The organism is Arsenicicoccus sp. UBA7492 (assembly GCF_002479615.1).
GTDB lineage: Bacteria > Actinomycetota > Actinomycetes > Actinomycetales > Dermatophilaceae > Arsenicicoccus > Arsenicicoccus bolidensis.
In genome coordinates, this window is sequence record NZ_DLOE01000006.1 from 84,398 (window position 1) to 103,228 (window position 18,831).

General features: G+C 68.8%; 19 protein-coding genes. 11 read left to right on the top strand and 8 right to left on the bottom strand.

Annotated features, from left to right (window positions below; translation table 11 throughout):
- The first annotated feature begins 25 nt into the window (after positions 1–25).
- The 4 genes from B4E97_RS01295 (at position 26) to B4E97_RS01310 (ending at position 3,081) form a co-directional block, all read left to right on the top strand.
- Positions 26–646, top strand: coding sequence for a VOC family protein (locus tag B4E97_RS01295; protein WP_286958379.1), 621 nt, complete (start codon positions 26–28; stop codon positions 644–646).
- Positions 643–1,917, top strand: coding sequence for a cytochrome P450 (locus tag B4E97_RS01300; protein ID WP_286958380.1), 1,275 nt, complete (start codon positions 643–645; stop codon positions 1,915–1,917). Before B4E97_RS01295 ends, B4E97_RS01300 begins: the two co-directional genes overlap by 4 nt.
- Positions 1,910–2,719, top strand: coding sequence for an enoyl-CoA hydratase/isomerase family protein (locus B4E97_RS01305; protein ID WP_286958382.1), 810 nt, complete (start codon positions 1,910–1,912; stop codon positions 2,717–2,719). The genes B4E97_RS01300 and B4E97_RS01305 overlap by 8 nt, the downstream gene beginning before the upstream one ends.
- Before the next feature lie 146 nt (positions 2,720–2,865).
- On the top strand, positions 2,866–3,081 hold the full coding sequence (locus tag B4E97_RS01310; RefSeq protein WP_286958383.1) for a hypothetical protein: 216 nt from the start codon (positions 2,866–2,868) through the stop codon (positions 3,079–3,081).
- A 16-nt stretch (positions 3,082–3,097) separates the two neighbouring features.
- On the opposite strand, the gene B4E97_RS01315 is transcribed toward B4E97_RS01310, so the two are convergent.
- From B4E97_RS01315 to B4E97_RS01345, 7 genes are all read right to left on the bottom strand, one after another.
- The gene (locus B4E97_RS01315) at positions 3,098–4,126 is read right to left on the bottom strand and encodes an acyl-CoA dehydrogenase family protein (RefSeq protein WP_286958384.1); all 1,029 of its coding nucleotides are present in this window, start codon (positions 4,124–4,126) and stop codon (positions 3,098–3,100) included.
- The gene (locus B4E97_RS01320) at positions 4,123–5,259 is read right to left on the bottom strand and encodes an acyl-CoA dehydrogenase family protein (RefSeq protein WP_286958385.1); all 1,137 of its coding nucleotides are present in this window, start codon (positions 5,257–5,259) and stop codon (positions 4,123–4,125) included. The genes B4E97_RS01315 and B4E97_RS01320 overlap by 4 nt, the downstream gene beginning before the upstream one ends.
- Before the next feature lie 4 nt (positions 5,260–5,263).
- Positions 5,264–6,064, bottom strand: a complete 801-nt coding sequence (locus B4E97_RS01325) for a crotonase/enoyl-CoA hydratase family protein (protein ID WP_286958386.1) — start codon at positions 6,062–6,064, stop codon at positions 5,264–5,266.
- Positions 6,061–7,236 (bottom strand): thiolase family protein, encoded by a 1,176-nt coding sequence (locus B4E97_RS01330; RefSeq protein WP_286958387.1) that lies wholly within the window; start codon positions 7,234–7,236, stop codon positions 6,061–6,063. The genes B4E97_RS01325 and B4E97_RS01330 overlap by 4 nt, the downstream gene beginning before the upstream one ends.
- 119 nt (positions 7,237–7,355) lie before the next feature.
- Positions 7,356–8,426, bottom strand: coding sequence for a ferredoxin--NADP reductase (locus tag B4E97_RS01335; protein WP_286958388.1), 1,071 nt, complete (start codon positions 8,424–8,426; stop codon positions 7,356–7,358).
- Positions 8,423–9,391 carry a Rieske 2Fe-2S domain-containing protein gene (locus tag B4E97_RS01340; RefSeq protein WP_286958389.1) on the bottom strand — a complete coding sequence of 323 codons (969 nt, stop codon included), beginning with the start codon at positions 9,389–9,391 and terminating at the stop codon, positions 8,423–8,425. Before B4E97_RS01340 ends, B4E97_RS01335 begins: the two co-directional genes overlap by 4 nt.
- 120 nt (positions 9,392–9,511) lie before the next feature.
- Complete coding sequence (locus tag B4E97_RS01345) at positions 9,512–10,684, bottom strand: amidohydrolase family protein (protein WP_286958390.1); 1,173 nt, start codon at positions 10,682–10,684, stop codon at positions 9,512–9,514.
- A gap of 172 nt (positions 10,685–10,856) precedes the next feature.
- Here B4E97_RS01345 and B4E97_RS01350 point away from each other — a divergent pair, with 172 nt between their 5' ends.
- The gene (locus tag B4E97_RS01350) at positions 10,857–11,135 is read left to right on the top strand and encodes an acyl-CoA synthase (RefSeq protein WP_286958392.1); all 279 of its coding nucleotides are present in this window, start codon (positions 10,857–10,859) and stop codon (positions 11,133–11,135) included.
- Positions 11,136–11,219: 84 nt separating this feature from the next.
- Here B4E97_RS01350 and B4E97_RS01355 read toward each other — a convergent pair whose 3' ends face one another.
- On the bottom strand, positions 11,220–12,782 hold the full coding sequence (locus B4E97_RS01355; protein ID WP_286958393.1) for a class I adenylate-forming enzyme family protein: 1,563 nt from the start codon (positions 12,780–12,782) through the stop codon (positions 11,220–11,222).
- A gap of 161 nt (positions 12,783–12,943) precedes the next feature.
- Between B4E97_RS01355 and B4E97_RS01360 the strand changes: the two genes are divergently transcribed.
- The 6 genes from B4E97_RS01360 to B4E97_RS01385 all read left to right on the top strand — a co-directional run bounded on the left by B4E97_RS01360 (position 12,944) and on the right by B4E97_RS01385 (position 18,831).
- Positions 12,944–14,170 carry a CaiB/BaiF CoA transferase family protein gene (locus B4E97_RS01360; RefSeq protein ID WP_286958394.1) on the top strand — a complete coding sequence of 409 codons (1,227 nt, stop codon included), beginning with the start codon at positions 12,944–12,946 and terminating at the stop codon, positions 14,168–14,170.
- Entirely contained in the window at positions 14,167–15,045 is an 879-nt protein-coding gene (locus B4E97_RS01365) for an SDR family oxidoreductase (RefSeq protein WP_286958395.1), read from the top strand. Before B4E97_RS01360 ends, B4E97_RS01365 begins: the two co-directional genes overlap by 4 nt.
- Before the next feature lie 50 nt (positions 15,046–15,095).
- On the top strand, positions 15,096–15,950 hold the full coding sequence (locus tag B4E97_RS01370) for a VOC family protein (protein ID WP_286958396.1): 855 nt from the start codon (positions 15,096–15,098) through the stop codon (positions 15,948–15,950).
- Positions 15,951–16,082: 132 nt separating this feature from the next.
- Positions 16,083–17,252: an acyl-CoA dehydrogenase family protein gene (locus B4E97_RS01375; RefSeq protein WP_286958397.1), complete on the top strand. Its 1,170-nt coding sequence runs from the start codon at positions 16,083–16,085 to the stop codon at positions 17,250–17,252.
- Positions 17,249–17,689, top strand: a complete 441-nt coding sequence (locus tag B4E97_RS01380) for a Zn-ribbon domain-containing OB-fold protein (protein WP_286958398.1) — start codon at positions 17,249–17,251, stop codon at positions 17,687–17,689. Before B4E97_RS01375 ends, B4E97_RS01380 begins: the two co-directional genes overlap by 4 nt.
- Complete coding sequence (locus B4E97_RS01385) at positions 17,686–18,831, top strand: thiolase family protein (protein WP_286958399.1); 1,146 nt, start codon at positions 17,686–17,688, stop codon at positions 18,829–18,831. The genes B4E97_RS01380 and B4E97_RS01385 overlap by 4 nt, the downstream gene beginning before the upstream one ends.

Genomic DNA, 18,831 nt, shown 5'->3' on the forward strand with positions numbered 1-18,831 from the left:
TCCATCCACGAGCAAGGAGAGACCCATGAGCACCCATACCTCGGTCGCCACCTCGGCACCAGCCCTCGTGCCCACCACCCCGACGATGTTGAACCACCTGGCGTACGTGACGCCGTGCGCCGAGGACACCGTCGACTTCTACACCCGGGTGATGCAGATGGACTTCGTGCAGGCCGTCATGGACGACCGCGTGCCCTCCACCGGCGAGCCCTTCCCCTACTTCCACATCTTCTTCCGGATGCGGGACGGGTCGACGCTGGCCTTCTTCGAGGCCCCCGAGCTGCCGCCGCGGGCCAAGCCGAGCCACCCGGCGTACGACACCTTCGACCACCTGGCGCTGCACACCGAGTCGGTCGAGGACGTCGACCGCTGGCACGCGCACATCACGGCCCAGGGCATCGACGTCGTCGGGCCGGTCAACCACGGCATCATCTACAGCATCTACTTCTACGACCCGATCAACGGGATCCGGCTCGAGATCACCACACCGCTCGACCCCGACTGGAACAACCAGGGGGCGGAAGCAGCCGTGGCGCTGAAGCGGTGGGTGGACGCCAAGGACCGGGCTCGGGCCAAGGGCACCTCGGTGCTCGACGAGATCGAGCTCAAGCACCGGATCACGACCGCCCTGGAGTCGGACTCGTGACCGGGGGGACTGGCCGTTGCCCGGTCGCTCATGACGTCGACCTGATGGACCCCGACTTCCTCAGCGTCCCTTTCGACTACCTGACGCAGCAACGGCGCGAGACCCCGGTGTTCTACGTCCCCGAGGTCGATCTCTACTTCGTCACCAGGTACTCGGATGCCGAGCGAGTCTTTCTCACGCGGGGTACGTACAGCGCCGGGAATGCCTCCTCTCCCATCTGGCAGCCGTGCGAGGCGGCCAAGGAAGTCATGCGCGCGATACCGCTCGTGCCGACCTTGAACAACGCTGACCCCCCTCGCCACGGCTTCATGCGCAAGGCCGTCCTCAAGGGGTTGACGCCGCGCAGGGTCGCTGCCATGGAACCCGTTCTGCGCTCGATCACCGAGGAGCTCGTCGCCGCGCTCTCCACGGAGCCCGTCGCTGACCTCATGAGTGGGCTGGCCGTTCCTCTGCCGGGATATGCCGGCTTCTCCCTGCTGGGTTTCCCCGAGCAGGACTGGGACATGGTCAAGGGATGGTGCCGGGGTCGGGTCCAGCTCACCTATGGTCGGCTCCCGGAGGACGAGCAGGTCGCCGTCGCCCGGACCAACCTGGCGTTCTGGACCTACTGCGAGGACCACGTGTCTTTGCGGGAGCGACAGCCCGGTGACGACATGACGACCGAGCTCCTGGCGTATGCCGCCGGCCGTCCGGACGAGGAGATGTCGCGCCTGGACGTGGTCCGCATCGTCTATGCGCTCGCTCTCGCCGGTCATGACAGCACGACCGCCGCCATTGGTGGTGGCATGCGGTACCTGCTGGGTCACCAGGACCAGTGGGCGGCCCTTGTCGGCGATCCCGACCTGATTCCAGGCGCGGTCGAGGAGATGCTGCGCTACGACCCGCCCATCCTCGGACACCGCCGGATCGCCCTCGAGGATGTCGAGATCGGCGGGGTGACCATTCCCGCCGGGTCGGGCATCATGCTCACCCTGGCTTCCGCGCACCGCGACGAGGCACGCTTTCCCGACCCGGACGTGTTCGACGTCACCCGGGAGGACGCCAGGGCCCATCTCTCCTTCGGCAAGGGCGTGCATCTGTGCCTCGGTGCGCCGCTCGCGCGTCTCGAGATGAAGGTCATGCTCGAAGTGCTGGTCTCGCGCCTGCCGAGGCTGCGGCTGGTCGAGGACCAGGCGTTCGCCATCGTGCCGAACCTGGTGTTCCGCAACCTGGAGCAGCTGCTGGTCTCGCCTCAGGGCGACGCTGAGCTCGCCGAGGCGCGTCATGGGTGAACGCCTCTCATCCCAGGGCGCGGACTTCCGCCGCACCGAGCGGGAGGGGGTCCTCACGGTCGCCTTCACCAGGGATGCCAAGCTCAACGCGGTCAGCCAGGAGATGGTCGACGCGCTTCGATCGGCTGCAGTGGACCTCGGAGATCGCGACGACCTTCGGGCGCTCCTCATCAGGGCAGAGGGCAGGTTCTTCTCCGCAGGCATGGACATCGGCGAGACGATGGCGGGCCGCGACGACACCGATGGGCGCGACACCCGTCGGCTTCGTCGTAGCTATCGCCGGCTTCATCTGCTCTTCGACGAGCTGGAGGCGATCGAGAAGCCTGTCGTCGTCGCCGTCCAGGGTCCGTGCTGGGGGGTGGGGCTCGAGCTGAGCTCGTCCTGCGACTTCCGTCTGGCCACACCTCGGGCGACCTTCGCGTTGCCCGAGGTGCCCAACCTCGGCGTCATCCCTGGGTCGGGGGGGATCAGTCGGGTGACCCGACTGATCGGCCCTCACTGGGCCAAGTGGCTGACCATGGCCGGTGAGGTCGTCGACGCCGACCGGGCTCTGGCCATCGGCCTGGTTCACGCCGTCCACCCGGAGGATTCCTTCGACGAGGAGGTCGACGCGTTCATGCGCAAGCTCGTCGACCTCCCCGGCGATGCTGTCGGGCTGGCCAAGCTCGCGGTGGATACGGCGGCGTCGGTCGACCGCGGGACCGCTCGTGACTTCGACCGGGTAGCGAACACCGTCCTGCTCCTCTCCGAGGACCACAAGGCTCGCGTACGAGCCTTCGAGGAGCGACAGCACCGCGCCTGAGGCCCCTGCCAACCGCGCTTCAACCTGACGCTGGCGGGTCAAGGAGTCGTCAAAAATCTGACGTCGCCTTGGCGCTCACCCGAGCCTATGTCCGCACGACGAACACGTACTTGCGTGACGAGAAGTGGCAGAAGGACACGGGGTTCATGAACAAGCTGAGTGAACGACTGAAGACTCCTGTCGACGTGCTCAGGGCCGTCCCCGGGCAGGTGTACAACTGGGATATTCCTGTCGGTGCTGCCACCAGGCTCGAAGAGCTGTACATCGAGACCAAGACCCTCAAGGCCAAGCGCCCGATGCCCGAGTCCACGTTCGTGGACCGCTCGTTCGTCGCGACGGTCGTGGGCCAGCCGCGCCCCTGAGGGGAGCGAGGCAGACTCAGCTCTGGGTCACGAGCGGCCAGACGTGACCACCGGTGGCCAGGACCGCGCGCGTCACCGTGTCCTCGGACTCTGCGACGGTGCCGTACTCATTGGTCCAGGCGAGGATCGGCATCGTCAGCTGGCGCAAGGAGTGCTCCCACGTGGTGCCGATCGCGCCATGCAGCTGGTGGGCCGCCCTGACCACGGCCGAGCCGGCCTGGCCGGCGCAGGATCGAGCCACGGCGATGGATACGGGCAGCCCCTCACCGGTGAAATCGGTCTCGACCGCCTCGTCGAGGGCGGCCCAGGTGGCGGCTCGGGCCAGCGCCGCCTCGGCTGCAGCGTCGGCCAGTCGGTGCTGCACAGCCTGGAACTGCGCCAGGGACCGACCGAACTGAACGCGCTCGCCGACGTGCCGCACGGTGGCCGCGACGGCTGCGTCCATGGCTCCGCACATCTGTATGGCGCGTACGAGGGCGGCCCGATGACGAAGCGCCGCGACGACGTCTGTGGACACGGCGACGGCCGTCGGCCCCGGGGCTCCGGCTCGCACGGTGTCCCGCGGGAGACCTGCGAGGTTGGTCCCCGTCTCGATCTCCACCTCGCCCGGAAGCACGGCCTCCACCGAAGCGCCGTGGTGTGCCTCGGAGTGGATCAGCACGATGTGCTCGGCCTGAGAGGCCCAGGGCACGGCGCGTGCCTCCCCTGACCCGTCGAGCAGGGCCACGGTGGCGATCCCAGGGAGAGGGGGCAGGCTCGCTGACTCGAGTGCCCAGGAGGCCAGCAGGTCGTGCTCGGCCAGGGGCAGGTGTATCCCGTGCGCGGCCGTCCCCTCGTGCAGCGCCGCGGCGTCGTGCCAGGAGCCGCCCGAGCCGCCTCGCGCCTCGGCGCTGGTCAGGAGGGTCAGGCCCAGCCCCTCGAGCAGGTTCCACCGCGTGCGATCGAGGCCGGACACGTCATGGTCGGGTCCTGGTCGATGCTCGCGGAGCACCTCGTCCAGCAGGCCCACCAGCTCTGGATCGGCCTGTCGCGGAATCGAGCTCATCGCAGCCCCAGTCCTCGTGCAATGACGCCCCGAAGGACCTCGTTGGTGCCACCACGCAGGGTGAACCCTGGTCTTTGGAGCAGGCCTGCGCCCAGGAGCGGATCGTCGGGGTCGACACCGCCGGACAGGTGCACCTGCTCGATGAGGTCGCCCTCGAAGGTCGTCCCCAGCACCTTGACGACCGCAGCGGCGGTGTCGGCCTTGTCACCGCGCTCGACGGCCGCGTTCACCGCCATCGACATGTGGTGCAGCCCGCGCAGCCGAGCGAACGATCGGCCGACGGACAGGTCCGCCGACTGCTCCGGGGCTGTCGCGGCACGCGCCACCTGAACCTCGTACAGCGGGAACGCGCAGAGGAAGCGCTCAGGGCCGCTGCGCTCGTAGGCGAGCTCGGAGGTCACCTGGTGCCACCCCGCCCCGATGTCGCCGAGGACCCGTGCGTCCGGGACGAAGACGTCCTCGAGATGAACCTCGTTGAAGTGGTGCTCGCCGGTCATGGAGACGATCGGCCTGACCTGCAGGCCGTCGGAGCCCAGATCGACGATGAGCTGGCTGAGGCCGTGGTGCCGCTGTGCAGGGTCGAGCGGGCTGGTGCGTGCGAGCACGAAGAACGCCTCGGAGGCGTGGGCTCCCGAGGTCCATACCTTGGTGCCCGTGACGCGCCAGCCCCCGTCGACCTGACGGGCTCGGGTGCGGACGCTCGCGAGGTCGGAGCCGGAGTCTGGCTCGCTCATCCCGATCGCGAAGAAGCACTCACCCGCGGCGATCCGCGGGAGGTAGAACCGTTTCTGCTCCTCGCTCCCGAACCGGAGCAGGCTGGGGGCTGCCTGGCGGTCGGCTACCCAGTGGGCGGCGACGGGAGCCCCGGCCGCGAGCAGCTCCTCGGTGACGACGAGCCGTTCCACGAACGTCCGTCCGTGCCCGCCGTACTCCGTGGGGATCGTCATGCCCACCCATCCGCGGGACGCCAGCTGGCGGGAGAACCCAGGATCCCACCCCGTGATCCACGCATCGATCCCTGGACGGAACCGTCCGGCCAACCGCTGCTCGTCGAGGAATCCGCGCACCTCGTGCCGGAGGGCTGTCAGCTCCGCTGTCGCGGAGACACCCGGTGGGACAAGGGTCTGGGTCATGTCATCACTTCCCGGTGAACATCGGCGGGCGTCTGCCCAGCAGCGCGTCCACGGCCTCGGTGTGGTCCGCCGATCGTTGGGCCAGAGGTTGTAGTGCCGCGGCCAGCTCGAGGTGAGCCGCCAGCGTCTGCTGCCCCTGCTCCCGCAGCAGGCGCTTGGCCATCCTCACGGTCGTCGGCGGGTTGGCCGCGATCAGGTCCGCGACGGACCGGGACGTGGCGAGCAGCTCGCTCGAGGGCACCACGCGAGACACCAGACCCCACTCGAGGGCCGTGGAGGCGTCGATCGTGGCGCCGGTGAGGGTCAGCTCCGCGGCCCGGGCGATGCCTATGGCGCGGGGGAGGAGCCACGCGCCTCCGTCGCCGGGGATGAGCCCCACGCGGACGAAGCTCTCGGCGAAGGTCGCGGTCTCGGCGGCGATGCGGACGTCGCACATCAGAGCGAGGTCCAGGCCGGCGCCGATGGCCGGCCCGTTGACCGCGGCGATCAGCGGCACCTCGCACCCGTGCAGAGCGAGCGGGATGCGCTGTATGCCGTGCCGGTAACCGTCTCGAGCGTGGCTGAGCGGCCCCCCGAACGGGACCTCGTCGCTACGGACCTGGCTGAGGTTGGCGCCCGCGGAGAAGGCGCTGCCCTCCCCGGTCAGCACCACGGCGCGGAGCGCACGGTCAGCGTTGGCCCGATCTGCACAGGCCACCAGGGCGTCGATCATGTCATCGTCGGAGATCGGGTTGCGGATCTGCGGACGGTTGAGCGTCCAGGTCTCGACGTGGCCGTCCCGTTCGACCCGGACCGGCTCGGTCATGGAGCGGGGACCTCGACGACGACAGCGCCGCCCTGGCCGCCCCCCGCGCACATGGCAGCGACGCCGGTGCCGCCCCCCCGGCGACGCAGCTCGTGCGTGAGGGTGGTGATCATGCGAGCACCCGTGGCGGCGACGGGGTGTCCGAGGCTGCAACCGCTGCCGAAGATGTTGACCCTGTCCTCGTCGATGTCCAAGAGGCGGCAGGCGGCGAGAGGGACGGAGGCGAAGGCCTCGTTGATCTCCCAGAGATCGACGTCTGCAACCGTGAGGCCGGCCCGCTCGAGCACCAGGGGAATCACCTCGACGGCACCCATACCCGTGCGGGCCGGCTCGACCCCGATGGAGGCCCAGGCGCGCACGGTGCCGAGGGGGGTGAGCCCCTGCGCGGCCGCCAGATCGGCGTCCCCCAGGACGATCGCGGCCGCCGCGTCGTTGATGCCGCTGGCGTTGCCCGCCGTCACGCTGAAGCCCTCGATCTCAGGGTGCAGCGGCTTGAGGGTGGCGAGCTTGTCCACCGAGCTGCCACGGCGGGGACCTTCATCGGTGGAGAAGGTGAAGGGGAGTCCGTCTGGGCCCTGGACCTGCACCGGCACGACCTCGTCGCGGAACGTGCCGTTGTCGATCGCCTCGACGGCGCGCTGGTGGGAGCGCGCTGCCCAGGCGTCGACCTCCTCGCGGGACAGGCCCACCTCCTGAGCGGTGTTCCACCCCACGTTGATCGAGACGTCGTCGTTGACGTCCTCGGTGTAGGGGAAGGTGGGTGGCATCGCCTGGACCGTGTCCTGCGTGCCAGGCACCCGCCAGGTGAGCTGCGGCATCAGGGAGGTCGACTGCACCCCACCGGCGATGACCACCTTGTCCATGCCGGAGCGGATGCTGCCGGCCGCGTTGGCGATGGCGGTGAGGCTGGCCGCGCAGTGCCTGTTGACGGCCTGGCCCGGCACCTGGGGCATGCCGGCGGCCACGGCCGCGTGGCGAGCCAGGTCCCCGCCGCCATACATCGACTCGGCCAGGACCACGTCGTCCACGTCAGCAGCCGACAGGCCGGAGCGCTCCAGCGCCTCGGTCACGACGAGCTGGGCGAGCGCCTCCGCCGGAGTGTTCACCAGGGAACCCTTGAAGGCCACCCCGATCGGGGTGCGGACAGCGCTGAGGATGACTGCGTCAGGCATGGTCATCGGCTCCTTGGATTCGTGGCGAGTGATTTGACGCTTTCGTCAAGAATGTAGTTGCTGTCGCCCGCCCCGTCAAGGTCGGAGGGGCCCGTCCGTGGTCCCTGACTGCCGCCCGGTCAGAACTCGATGACCACGTGGTCAGAGGTGGGACGGGACTGACAGCCGAGGATGTAGCCGTCGGCGACGTCGGCGGGATCGAGGGTGTCGCAACGAGCCATCTCCACGGAGCCATCGACGAGGGTGCACACGCATGATCCGCACTCGCCCTCGCGGCACGAGTAGGGGACGTCGATGTCGTGAGCCACGAGGAGGTCGACCAGGGACAGGGAGCGGGGCCACCCGAGCGAATGGGTCTGCCCGTCGAGGGAGACGGTCAGGCCAGATGTGTCGACCTCATCGCGAGAGGCGGACGCGCGATCGACCTCGGGCTCGTCGAACGGGTCCCCGCTCAGGGAGGTGAACCGCTCGGTGTGGATGCGGTCGCGAGGCAGCCCGATCTCGTCGAGCGCAGCATGGGCCGTGTCCATGAACGGCTCGGGGCCACAGACGAAGGCGTCGTGGCCACCGTAGGGCTCGAGGAGATCGCGGAGCCCTGCCGCGGTGGGCAGTCCCTGGACGGAGCTGAACCAGTGGATCACGGTAAGTCGATCGGGATGTCGAGCGGTCAGCTCCCGGAGGGGATCAGCGAAGATCACGGAACCCTGGTCGCGATTGGCGTAGAACAGGATCACCGACGCGGTCCCGCGCTCGAGCGCCGTCCGCAGGATCGACATCAGGGGGGTGATTCCGCTGCCCGCGCCGACGAGGAGCAGGTCGTCGTCCACGGAGGCGGGCACGAAGGTGCCGGAGGGCGGCAGCACCTCGATGGTGTCTCCAGGCGTCAGGTTGTCGCACACCCAGTTCGAGCCGAGGCCACCAGGGGTCCGCTTCACCGTCACGGCCAGCTCCTGGTCGTGCGGTGCGCTGGACAACGAGTAGCAGCGGGCCACCGAGCCTGTGCGGCCGCTCGGCAGGCGCAGCGTCAGGAACTGCCCAGCCCGGTGGGTAAACCGCGGGTCGGCGGGTCGGTCGAAGACGAGGCTGACGGCGTCAACGGTCTCGGGGACGACCTGCCGCACGGTCAGCCGGGCAGATCGCGGAGCCGGGCTGCCCTGCGACACCCCCGAGTCGGGATCTGACCGTGTCATGTAGCCACCGCCGGCTCTGCCGCTTCGGGATAGAAGCCGCCGGCCCACGTCCGCAGCTTGCGGAAACCTGCGGCCTCCGAGGGCGAGAGGCCGGGAGGATCCAGGTATCTCTGCGTGTCCCACACGGCGATGTCGTCGGGGAGGGCCAGCTTCGCCTGCCCGAGTCGCTCGTCGCCGTTCCCGTGCTCGGACGAGATCCAGTACGTCCCGAAGATGTCGGAGGTCGTGGCGTCGACGGGGGTGGCGCAGATGGCGATCACGCGGAGCCCGTCCCGGGTGTGCTCGCCGCTGAAGGACGTTCCCAGACCGGACCACACGATCTCGATGGTGCTCGACGTCTCGTCGGGCATGTCAACCGCATCGGCCCACCGACGGCCGAACCCCACCTTGGCGCGCCACTCCTCCGCCTCCTGGGCCTCTCGCAGGACGACGGGGCTGTGGGGCGTGTGGTGGACGAACCGGAAGTGGTGAGGGTCGACGGCGTTCTCCGCGATCACCTGCGGATGGACGTGGATCCCGGGGTGACGCACTCGGGCCGCGTCCGTCAGCGGGTAGTAGTCCGCCGCCTCGAAGATCTGCCCCAGGGTGCTGAATGCCTCGGGTACCTCCCACTGGGGTGGGCGCGACGCCACGTCGTGCCAGACGTAGATGCTGTCGTTGCGCTCGGTGACCGGCCAGCTGCGGACCCGTCGCACACGATTGGGCCTGGCCTCGTAGGGAATCTCGACGTTGCGCCCGTTCCCGTCCCAGACCCAGCCGTGGAAGGGGCACTGGATGCCCTGGTCGACGATACAACCGCGGCTGAGGTTGGCGCCCAGGTGCTGGCAGTGGGCGTCGAGCACGTTCACCCTGCCGTCGCGACCCCGGAAGGCGACCAGCTCGCTGCCGAAGTAGGAGAGCGGCACGATCTGACCGGTGGCTAGGTCCGAGGACCAGGCCACCTGGAACCACCCGGTCGGCTTCATGGCACGTGGCATGCGCGTTCGGACCTGCTTTCGTGACGGGTGCGAGGTGGTGCTGATGCGCGTGAGTTCGGCCCGGTCCGCAGCGGGCGCCAACGGACCGGGCCGAAGTGGTGGGAGAGCTCAGCCGACCCGGGGGAAGTGCAGCATGGTGCGGGCGTTCGTCTCGGTGATCTTCGCGACCTCGTCGTCGGGCACGTCGGCCAAGACCTCGGCAGCGCGCTTGCGGCTGTTCGGCCAGTTCGAGTCGGAGTGCGGGTAGTCGATCTCGAGCATGATCCGGTCGACCCCGACCTTGTGGCGGTTCTCGACGCCGAACTCGTCGTCGATGAAGCAGCCCCAGAAGTGCTTGCGGAAGAGCTCGGACGGCGGTGTGTCGAAGTCGATGTTCTTCATGTAGTAGCGGTGCCGGGACCACACGAAATCAGCACGCTCGAGGATGTAGGGGATCCAGCCGATCCCACCCTCGGCGAGGGAGAACTGCAGCTTCGGATACTTCTGGAGGATGCCGGAGAACATGAGGTCGACCGCCGACCACATCAAGTTGGACGAGAAGAGTGTGATGGCGACGGCGAACGGCGCCTCCGGCAGGGCCATGTTGTTGGTGGCCTCGGTCTTCATGAACGAGAAGCCGGGCACGTAGGCGCTGGAGCCGAAGTGCAAGGAGATGGGCATCTCCGTCTCCGAGCACGCTTCCCACAGCGGGTTCCAGTACGCGTTGTGGAAGCTGGGCAGCCCCAGCGGCACCGGGCTGTCGGGGAAGGTCACCGTGCGACTACCCATGGCGGCGGCGCGACGAACCTCGGCCGCGCACAGCTCGACGTCCCACGTCGGCAGGATCGCCATGGGGATCAGCCGGGCGGGGTCGGTGGCGCACCACTCCTCGACGTTGAAGTCGTTCCAGGCCTTCACGCACTTGAGCGCGAGGTCCTTGTCGGGGGCCCGGTGGAAGACGCCACCGCCGAAACCCGGGAAGGACGGGAAGGCCAAGGTGGCCTCGACCCCGTCGGCATCCATGTCCTTGAGCCGCTCGATCGGGTCGTAGCACCCGGGGATCATGTCCTCGTAGCGGACGGGGTCCATTCCCCACTCCTCGACGGGCTTCCCTGCCACGGCGTTCAGGCCGATGGTGGGTGCGACCAGGCCGTCGTAGTGCCAGAGGTGCTTGCCGTCCTTCTCGACGATCCGCGGCCCCTTCTCCTGGTCGGCCTTGGACAGTCGGTCCTGCCACACCCGAGGGTGCTCGATGAGGTGGTCGTCGACCGAGATGATCTGGTGCTGTTCCTGAAGCGGCATTCGAAGCTCCCTTGCTCCCTGGACGGTGCTCGCTCCTCCGACGATATCCCCAGTTGACGAAACTGTCACCCCAGCGACGTGCGTTTTGTCCGCGAATGGTTCTGGTCAAACGGGGCGACTCACGACTACAGTTCTGACGAGATCGCCAATGTGGTGAGAGGAGCCGACCGCCATGAGCAACACCTTCGACGGACCCATGCCGGAGCGTGAGGACGAGGACGACCACGACCTGCTGACCTATGGGGAGGTCAAGGTCCGCATCCACGAGGAGGTGCGCACTCAGCGCGCCCTGGTCGCAGAGCTCGAGGCGACAGGAGGGGATGCGTCGGGAGCACGGCGTCGCCTGGACGCCTTGGTCGACGCAGCGGAGCGCAACAGTCGCAGCCGCATCAACGACGACAACTTCGAGAAGTTCTTCGGTTACCGGGGCACCCCTCGGCGCAACACCTGACGAGTCGGTCCCAGGCGCACCGTGCGCCGGCTCAGCGGCTCAGCGACTCAGGACCTCCGCCGCACCTGCGTCGGCCTGCGTCGGTCAGGTCGACTGCGCTCTGAGCGCCTTCTTGTCCACCTTGCCGGTGACCAGGGTCGGCAGGACGTCGGTGAACCTCACGTGCTTGGGCACCTTGTAGCCGGCGAGTCTCGCTCGGACGTGGTCGCGGACCGCGTCCGCCGTGAGTGCGTCGGCCCCCACGTGCGGCACGACGACCGCGCAGACTGCCTCCCCCCAGCGATCGTCAGGCACGCCGATCACCGCGCAGGCGGCCACCTCGGGATGGGACTCGACGGCCCGCTCGACCTCGGGGCAGTAGATGTTCTCGCCGCCGGAGATCACGACATCCTTGATGCGGTCCACGATGTGCAGCAGGCCCTCTTCGTCGAACCGACCGACGTCACCGGTCAGGAACCAGCCCTCCCGGACGCGTTCGTCCGTGGTGACCGGGTCTCGCCAGTAGCCGCGGAACATGGCCTCGGTGCGCACGGTGATCTCGCCCGCCTCACCTTGGGCCACGTCGGCGCCGTGGGGCCCTAGGAGACGGACCTCGGACTCTGAGAACGGGATCCCGACGCTGGAGAGTCGGCGGTGGGTCTGGGCGTCCTCCGACGTGGAGTGAAGCTCGCGGGGCAGGCCCGAGGTGATGGTCTCGGTCTGGCCGTAGAGGTTCAGGAATCCCGCCCGGGGCATGGCGGCCATGGCGGCACGCAGGGTGGGCAGGTCCATGGGGGCGGCCGAGTAGACGACCGTGCGGACCGTGGCGAGGTCTGCGGGTGTGGCGCCCGCGTCGAGAACAGCTCGCAGCATGGTCGGAGCCAGGTGCATGACCGTCACTGAACCCTCACGGCACCAGTCGGCATACCGCTCTGGGTCGAAGGCGTCCGTCAGGACGGCCGTGCCGCCGTGAACGTGCAGGCCCAGTGCGATGGCCATGGCGCCGATGTGGAAGAGCGGCATGACGAGCAGCCCGAGATCGTCGCAGCCGCTCCGCATCTGGTGCGCCATCTCCTTGGCCAGCAGCCGGAGCTCTCGGTGCCCCAGGATGCATCCCTTGGGCGTGCCGGTCGTGCCGCTGGTGAAGATGAGGAAGGCGACGTCGTCGGCGGTCGCGGCGAAGGGCAGCTCACGTCCGAGCCCTGGCCGGAGAAAGTCCTCGTATCGCGTGACGCCGACGCCGTCGGGCACCTGCCCGTCGAGGGCCACGACGAGCTCGAGACCGGGCAGCTCAGCGCGGATCCGGGGGAGGAGCGCGAGGTGCTCGGCACCGCAGAAGAGCGCGACAGGGTCTGCGGCACGCAGGGTCTCGACGATCTCCGCGGGGGACAGTCGGTAGTTGACCGTAGCCACCACGATGCCGCTGACGTGCGCCATCGACAGGACCTCGCCGAACTCGATGCTGTTCTTGGCCAGGAGCGCCACCCGATCCTGGTGCCGGACGCCGGCGTCGGCGAGCGCCACGGTCACGGCGGTCGATCGTTCGAGCAGCTCGCGATGGGTGCGGATGCGGGGGCCGTGGACGTATGCCGCGCGGTGCCCGTGGTGCAGGGCGTTGGCGGAGGTGGTGGCTCCGAGGGAGGGTCCGGGCCGACGATCGCACGACATGAGCACTCCGACGTTTGGGTGACGATCCTGTCAACTAACCGTAAGCTGCGCCCTCCCCGGTCGGCAACCGGATCAGGACACGGGTGGCGCCAGGTGCTTGGCAATAGCGTCAGATTCAGATTTACTGGCCACCCCGCCGTATCGATGAACGAGGTGCACCCATGAGCAACGACGCTCAGCAGATCCTGTCCGGCATCAAGGTGATCGAGCTAGCTGCCTGGACCTTCGTCCCCTCGGCCGGCGCCGTGCTCGCCGACTGGGGTGCGGACGTGATCAAGGTCGAACATCCTGAGACGGGTGATCCCCAGCGGGGGCTCATCAACTCCGGCATGGTCACTGGTGCCGGTGATGTCAACCACTTCATCGAGCAGCCCAACCGTGGCAAGCGCAGCGCCGCCATCGACGTCTCGAACCCGGACGGGCTTGAGGTGCTCATGAAGCTCGTCGAGCAGGCCGACGTCTTCGTGACGAACCTCCTCCCGGACAGCCGGAAGCGACTGGGTGTCGACATCGACGACATCCGCGCGCGCAACCCTCGGATCGTCTACGCGCGTGGACACGGATACGGCTCCAAGGGGGAGCAGGCCGACCGGGGCGGCTTCGACCTCGCCGCCTTCTTCTCCAGGGGCGGCATCGCCGACGCCTACACGTCCTCGGACGAGGGCGCGTACCCGCCTGTCCAGCGGCCTGCCTTCGGTGACGTGGTGGCCGGCTTCGCCATCGCGTCGGGCATCGTCGGCGCGTTGTTCAAGCGGGAGCGCACCGGCGAGACGTCCGTCGTCGACGTCTCGCTGCTCAACATGGCGATGTGGCAGCTGGCTCCGGACATCGTCGGCGCAGGGGTCACCGGCCAGAACGTCCCCCGGTTCCAGCTGGACGAGTCGCCGAACCCCGGTGTGGGATTCTTTCCGACGAGCGACGGTCGCCACCTGGTCTTCGTCCTGCTGCAGGCGGACCGCTTCTGGTCCGACTTCTGCACGCGGATGGGCCGCGAGGATCTCATCACCGACGAGCGTTTCACCGACCAGCGCGTGCGGTTCGTCCACCGCAAGGAGTGCATCGCCGAGATCCGCGAGGCCTTCTCTCAGCACCCGCTGGCGTACTGGCAGGAGAAGTACGCAGACTTCGACGGAGTCTGGGACGTCGTTCAGTCGGCGCTGGACATCCACAGCGACCCGCAGGCCCTAGCCAACGGCTACCTCCCACGCATGACGGACAACAACGGCAACGAGTTCGTGGTCGTCGACTCGCCGGTGCAGTTCGACGAACGGCCCAACGCCTCCCGCCCGGCGCCCGACCACGGCGAGCACACGGACCAGATCCTCCAGGAGCTGGGTCTGGACTGGGACCGCATCATCACCTTGAAGACGAGCGGCGCCGTTCTGTGACCGAGCCCTCCAACCGGGGTCCCAAGCCCGAGAGCAGGGACGTCTCCCTGCTCTCGGGCCGCACGGCCGTCATCAGTGGGGCCAGCCGCGGCATCGGGGCGGCCATCGCCGTCGCGCTGGGCGCCCTGGGCGTCAACGTCGTGCTCCTTGCCAGGTCTGGCGCAGGGTCGCCGGGTCGCCTCGAGGGGACCGTGGATGCCGTCGCGGCGGGGATTCGAGCAACGGGCGGCCGCGCGCTCCCGTTCGTCGGGGATCTTCGCGACGACCAGACGATCGATGCCGTGGTGGCCGCCGCCGTCGGCGAGTACGGCGGCCTCGACATCGTCGTGAACAACGCCGCGGCGTTCGACACCACGACCACGGCCGCCATCTCGATGAAGCGCTACGACCTGATCCACGACATCAATGCTCGTGGGGCCTTCGCCCTCACGCGGGCGGCCGTGCCACACCTGACGGCGTCGGAGCACGCGCACGTCCTCACCATCTCACCGCCGTTGACGCTGGAGCCGAGGTGGTTGGGCCCGCACACGGCATACACAGTCTCGAAGTATGCGATGAGTCTCATGACGCTCGGGCTGGCTCAGGAGTTCGCCGCGTCGCCCGTCGCCGCGAACTCCCTGTGGCCGAGCGCCTCCGTCGCGACCGAGGCGATCCGCACCATCCTCGGCGACGACGTCGCGTCGAACCGGTCTCGCAGCCCCAGGGTCATGGCGGATGCCGCGGTGGAGATCCTGCGGAGGGCACCGCGCGACTGCACCGGCCAGCTGTTCACCGACGACGAGGTATTGACCGCCGCCGGGATGGATCTGGCGCCCTACCGTCTCGGTGCGGCCGACGAAGAGCTGTCACCGAGCTGGTTCCTTCCGGAGGCATGATGTCTGAGCGACAGGCTCGACAGGCGGCGCCCCAGCATGCGCACGCTGCTATGCACTGCAACCTCAACACCGTTGATCTCGATGCCGCGGAGACGTTCTACGAGGTCGTCGCCGGCCGCGCACCGAGGTTCCGGTCGGTGGGCGTCGACCAGGACGCGACGATGATGGGGCTGGGAGCCCGCACCTCGAGCGTCACCGCCTTCGTCTGGGACGAGCGTGGGCCGCGCGCCGCGCCGGCGCTGGAGCTCGTGCGCTGGTCGGACCCGGCGACCCGAGCCGCCGGGTCGCACCACCGAGCGGGCTTCACCGCCCTCGGATACCGGGTGCCGGATCTCCAGCGCGCTGTCCTGAGCCTGGCGCCCCTCGGTCCTCTCGTGCTCGAGGATCTGACCGTCCGTGGTCGCACGCTGCACGGGGCTGTCCTCACCGACCCCGACGGTGTGCGGGTGGAGGTGGTCGAGGTCGGGGTCGGCTCCGTCGCGGACGCGGGGCCCGCCCTGGCCTACGAGCGGTTGCGGGTGACCGATCTGGACCGATCCCTGGACTGGTACGAAGGGATCGGTTTCGCCGTCGGCCATCGGCGTCAGGGAACCGCCTCGATCGTCCTTCCCGAGGACCCCACCTTCTCCCTCGAGCTCGAGGAGCACCCCGACCTCGCGGCCTCCCCCAGCCGCGCCAACCAACGCGGCCTGTACCGCATCGCACTGGCGGTGGAGGACGTCGAGGTGGCCGCCGGCGCGCTGAAGGCACTCGACCCCGGCACGCCGGCGCCGGTGTTCATCCCGATGGAAGACACACCCACCGGTGGTTACACCGTCCTCTTCCTCAACGACCCGGACGGCACGGTCGTCGAGCTCGTCGCGCGCCCGCGCTCAGAGGTCCGTCGACCCTTGACACCGGTATGACGATATCGCCAACAGTGGCGTTCCATGCGGTATCACGTTTTTGAAAAGACCTGTCGGACAGCGGATATGACGAGAATCTATGAACTTGACGTTTTCGTTGACAACGATCGTCGAGGCGCCTAAGGTGACACCGTGACCGATCTGTCCGAGAGTGACCTGGCCGACCTGCGGTCCTCCTTGCGGTCGGTGCTGGAGCGCCGCTCCTCCGAGGAAGCGGTCCGGCGCACCATGGCGAGCCCGTCAGGAGCAGATCTCGATCTCTGGCGCACGCTCGTCAGCGACTTCGCACTCCCCGCCCTGACCGTCCCGGAAGACGGTGGAGGAGCGGGTGCCGGGTGGGCGGCCGGCCGCGTCGTGCTCGAGGAGCTGGGCCGCTCCCTCGCATGCGTGCCGGCGTTGTCTGCCATGGGCCTGGCCGTTCCGGCACTGGTGGCCAGCGGTGACGCCGAGGCCGAGAGGGACATCCTCCCGGGGATCCTGTCCGGCGACACCATCGCGACGGCCGCCCTGCTGGGTGCTGATCCCCTGAGCGCCTGCCGCTTGCGGGCGACCGGGCAGGGGAGCGGGTGGCGCCTGACCGGCCGGGTGGCGCACGTCGTGGACGCGCAGGTCGCGGACCTGGCCCTGGTGCCCGCCCAGCACAGCGAGGGGACCGCGCTGTTCGCCGTGGACCTGCGCGCAGCCGGGGTGGACGTGCAGGCCAGGGCAACCTCGGACCTGACCCGGCGGGTGTGTGGGCTCTCGCTCGATGCCGCGTCGGCGCGCATGATCGGAGGACCGGACCAGGCAGCGTCCGTCCTGGGGAGCTCGAGGCCGGCCGCCCTGCTCGCTCTTGCCGCCGAGCAGACGGGTGGGGCGGGCGCCGCCCTCGACCAGGGAGTGGCGTACGCCGGGCAGCGCGTCCAGTTCGGTCGCGCCATCGGGTCGTTCCAGGCGGTCAAGCACAAGCTCGCCGACGTCCTGGTCGCCGTCGAGCAGTGTCGGTCGGCGACCTGGGCAACGGCGCGAGCCATCGATGGGCACACCCCCGACGCCGACCTCTATGCGGAGGCCGCCGCTGCGATCTGCGGGGCTGCCTATGTGAAGGCAGCCTCGGACAACGTGCAGGTCCATGGAGGCATCGGCTACACGTACGAGGGCTCGGCCCACCTGCACGTCAAGCGGTCTCGTGGATCGGCCGCCCTGCTCGGCACTCCTGCCCAGCATCGTGCCGGTGTCAGCGCCCGCCTGCCACTCCTGCTCGACACCCCCGGCACCACCGCAGCGGCCTTGGCCCGCACTGTCGAAGGAGCGTCTCGATGACCGAAGTCCCCTTGGCCGAAGGCCTGTTCACCTGGCCCTCGACGGAGCCCGCGCTCCTTGCGGGTCGTGCCACTGATGGCTCGTTGACCTTTCCGTATCGCCCTCATCGACTTGTCGGGGGCGCGAGAGAGGCCCTCGAGCAGGTCGAGCTCCCCCGTCGCGGGAGGCTGTGGACCTTCACGACCCAGCAGTTCCGGCCCACCTCACCGCCCTACGCCGGTGATGACACGGACGAGACCTTCGAGGCCTTCACGGTGGGTTACGTCGAGCTGCCGAACGCCCTGCGCGTCGAGGCCCGCCTCACGGAGCCCGACGCGACCAAGCTGCAGATCGGGCAGGAGATGGAGCTGGTCATCATCCCGCTCGGCAAGGACAAGGACGGCAACACCACGATGATCTACGCCTTCGCCCCCGTCGGACAGGAGCTCTCGTCATGAGCGACCCCGACATCGCCATCATCGGGGTCGGCCTGCACCCCTTCGGACGACACGGCGTCAAGTCTGCCCTCGAGATGGGGGAGGACGCCGTGATCGAGGCCTTGGACGACGCCGGGGTGGCATGGGGAGACGTCCAAGAGATCTGGGCCTCCAGCATGGAGGTCAAGAACCCCGAGGCGATCACCGGTCTGCTCGGCATGACGGGCATCCCCGCCCGGTCGACGTTCACGGGATGTGCCTCTGGCGCAACCGTTCTCGGGCAGGCAGCGAATGCCATCAGGCTTGGCAAGGACCTCACGGTGGCCGTCGGTCTGGACAAGCACCCCCGCGGTGCCTTCGCCGGAGACCCATCGGTGTCGGGCCTGCCTCTCTGGTACGGCCAGGCGGGGATGTTCCTGACCACCCACTTCTTCGGCATGAAGATCAATCGCTACATGCACGACCACGGGATCAGTGAGGCAGCCCTGGCCAAGGTGGCGGCCAAGAACTTCCGCAACGGGTCGCTCAACGACAAGGCCTGGCGTCGTTCGCCGATGTCGGAGGACGAGATCCTCGCGTCGCAGTACCTCAACTATCCCTTGCGGCAGTACATGTACTGCGGCCCCGACGAGGGAGCTGCCGCAGCGGTCCTGTGCCGGGCAGACGTCGCGCACAAGTACACCGACACGCCCATCTTCCTGCGGGCGAGCCAGCTCGTGTCTCGCCGCGACGGAGCGCTGGAGCTGATGAGCCCGTCGCTGTCGTTGGAGGACACGCCGAGCCCGACCATCTTCGCCTCTCGGCAGGCCTACGAGGAGGCAGGAGTCTCGCCGGAGGACGTCGACGTGATCCAGCTGCAGGACACCGACGCCGGGTCGGAGCTCATCCACATGGCCGAGAACGGGTTCTGTGCCGACGGGGAGCAGGAGAAGCTGCTCGCCGAGCATGCCACCGACATCGGGGGGCGCCTGCCGATCAACACCGACGGGGGGCTGATGGCCAACGGGGAGCCCGTGGGTGCCTCCGGCCTGCGTCAGGTCTATGAGATCGCCAATCAGCTCCGGGGCCGCTGCGCCGATCGCCAGGTCGCCGACGCCAAGGTCGGCTACGCCCAGCTCTACGGCATGCCGGGCACGGCAGCCGTGACGATCCTGTCGACGTGA

Excerpts from the sequence above, each read along its gene's own strand:
- B4E97_RS01320 (WP_286958385.1), bottom strand. The coding sequence starts at position 5,259 with ATGACCCAGACCCTTGTCCCACCGGGTGTCTCCGCGACAGCGGAGCTG.
- B4E97_RS01315 (WP_286958384.1), bottom strand. The coding sequence starts at position 4,126 with ATGAGCTCGATTCCGCGACAGGCCGATCCAGAGCTGGTGGGCCTGCTG.
- B4E97_RS01380 (WP_286958398.1), top strand. The coding sequence starts at position 17,249 with ATGACCGAAGTCCCCTTGGCCGAAGGCCTGTTCACCTGGCCCTCGACG.
- B4E97_RS01350 (WP_286958392.1), top strand. The coding sequence starts at position 10,857 with ATGAGCAACACCTTCGACGGACCCATGCCGGAGCGTGAGGACGAGGAC.
- B4E97_RS01370 (WP_286958396.1), top strand. The coding sequence starts at position 15,096 with ATGCACTGCAACCTCAACACCGTTGATCTCGATGCCGCGGAGACGTTC.
- B4E97_RS01330 (WP_286958387.1), bottom strand. The coding sequence starts at position 7,236 with ATGCCTGACGCAGTCATCCTCAGCGCTGTCCGCACCCCGATCGGGGTG.
- B4E97_RS01335 (WP_286958388.1), bottom strand. The coding sequence starts at position 8,426 with ATGACACGGTCAGATCCCGACTCGGGGGTGTCGCAGGGCAGCCCGGCT.
- B4E97_RS01340 (WP_286958389.1), bottom strand. The coding sequence starts at position 9,391 with ATGAAGCCGACCGGGTGGTTCCAGGTGGCCTGGTCCTCGGACCTAGCC.
- B4E97_RS01360 (WP_286958394.1), top strand. The coding sequence starts at position 12,944 with ATGAGCAACGACGCTCAGCAGATCCTGTCCGGCATCAAGGTGATCGAG.
- B4E97_RS01355 (WP_286958393.1), bottom strand. The coding sequence starts at position 12,782 with ATGTCGTGCGATCGTCGGCCCGGACCCTCCCTCGGAGCCACCACCTCC.
- B4E97_RS01310 (WP_286958383.1), top strand. The coding sequence starts at position 2,866 with ATGAACAAGCTGAGTGAACGACTGAAGACTCCTGTCGACGTGCTCAGG.
- B4E97_RS01295 (WP_286958379.1), top strand. The coding sequence starts at position 26 with ATGAGCACCCATACCTCGGTCGCCACCTCGGCACCAGCCCTCGTGCCC.
- B4E97_RS01385 (WP_286958399.1), top strand. The coding sequence starts at position 17,686 with ATGAGCGACCCCGACATCGCCATCATCGGGGTCGGCCTGCACCCCTTC.
- B4E97_RS01325 (WP_286958386.1), bottom strand. The coding sequence starts at position 6,064 with ATGACCGAGCCGGTCCGGGTCGAACGGGACGGCCACGTCGAGACCTGG.
- B4E97_RS01305 (WP_286958382.1), top strand. The coding sequence starts at position 1,910 with ATGGGTGAACGCCTCTCATCCCAGGGCGCGGACTTCCGCCGCACCGAG.
- B4E97_RS01345 (WP_286958390.1), bottom strand. The coding sequence starts at position 10,684 with ATGCCGCTTCAGGAACAGCACCAGATCATCTCGGTCGACGACCACCTC.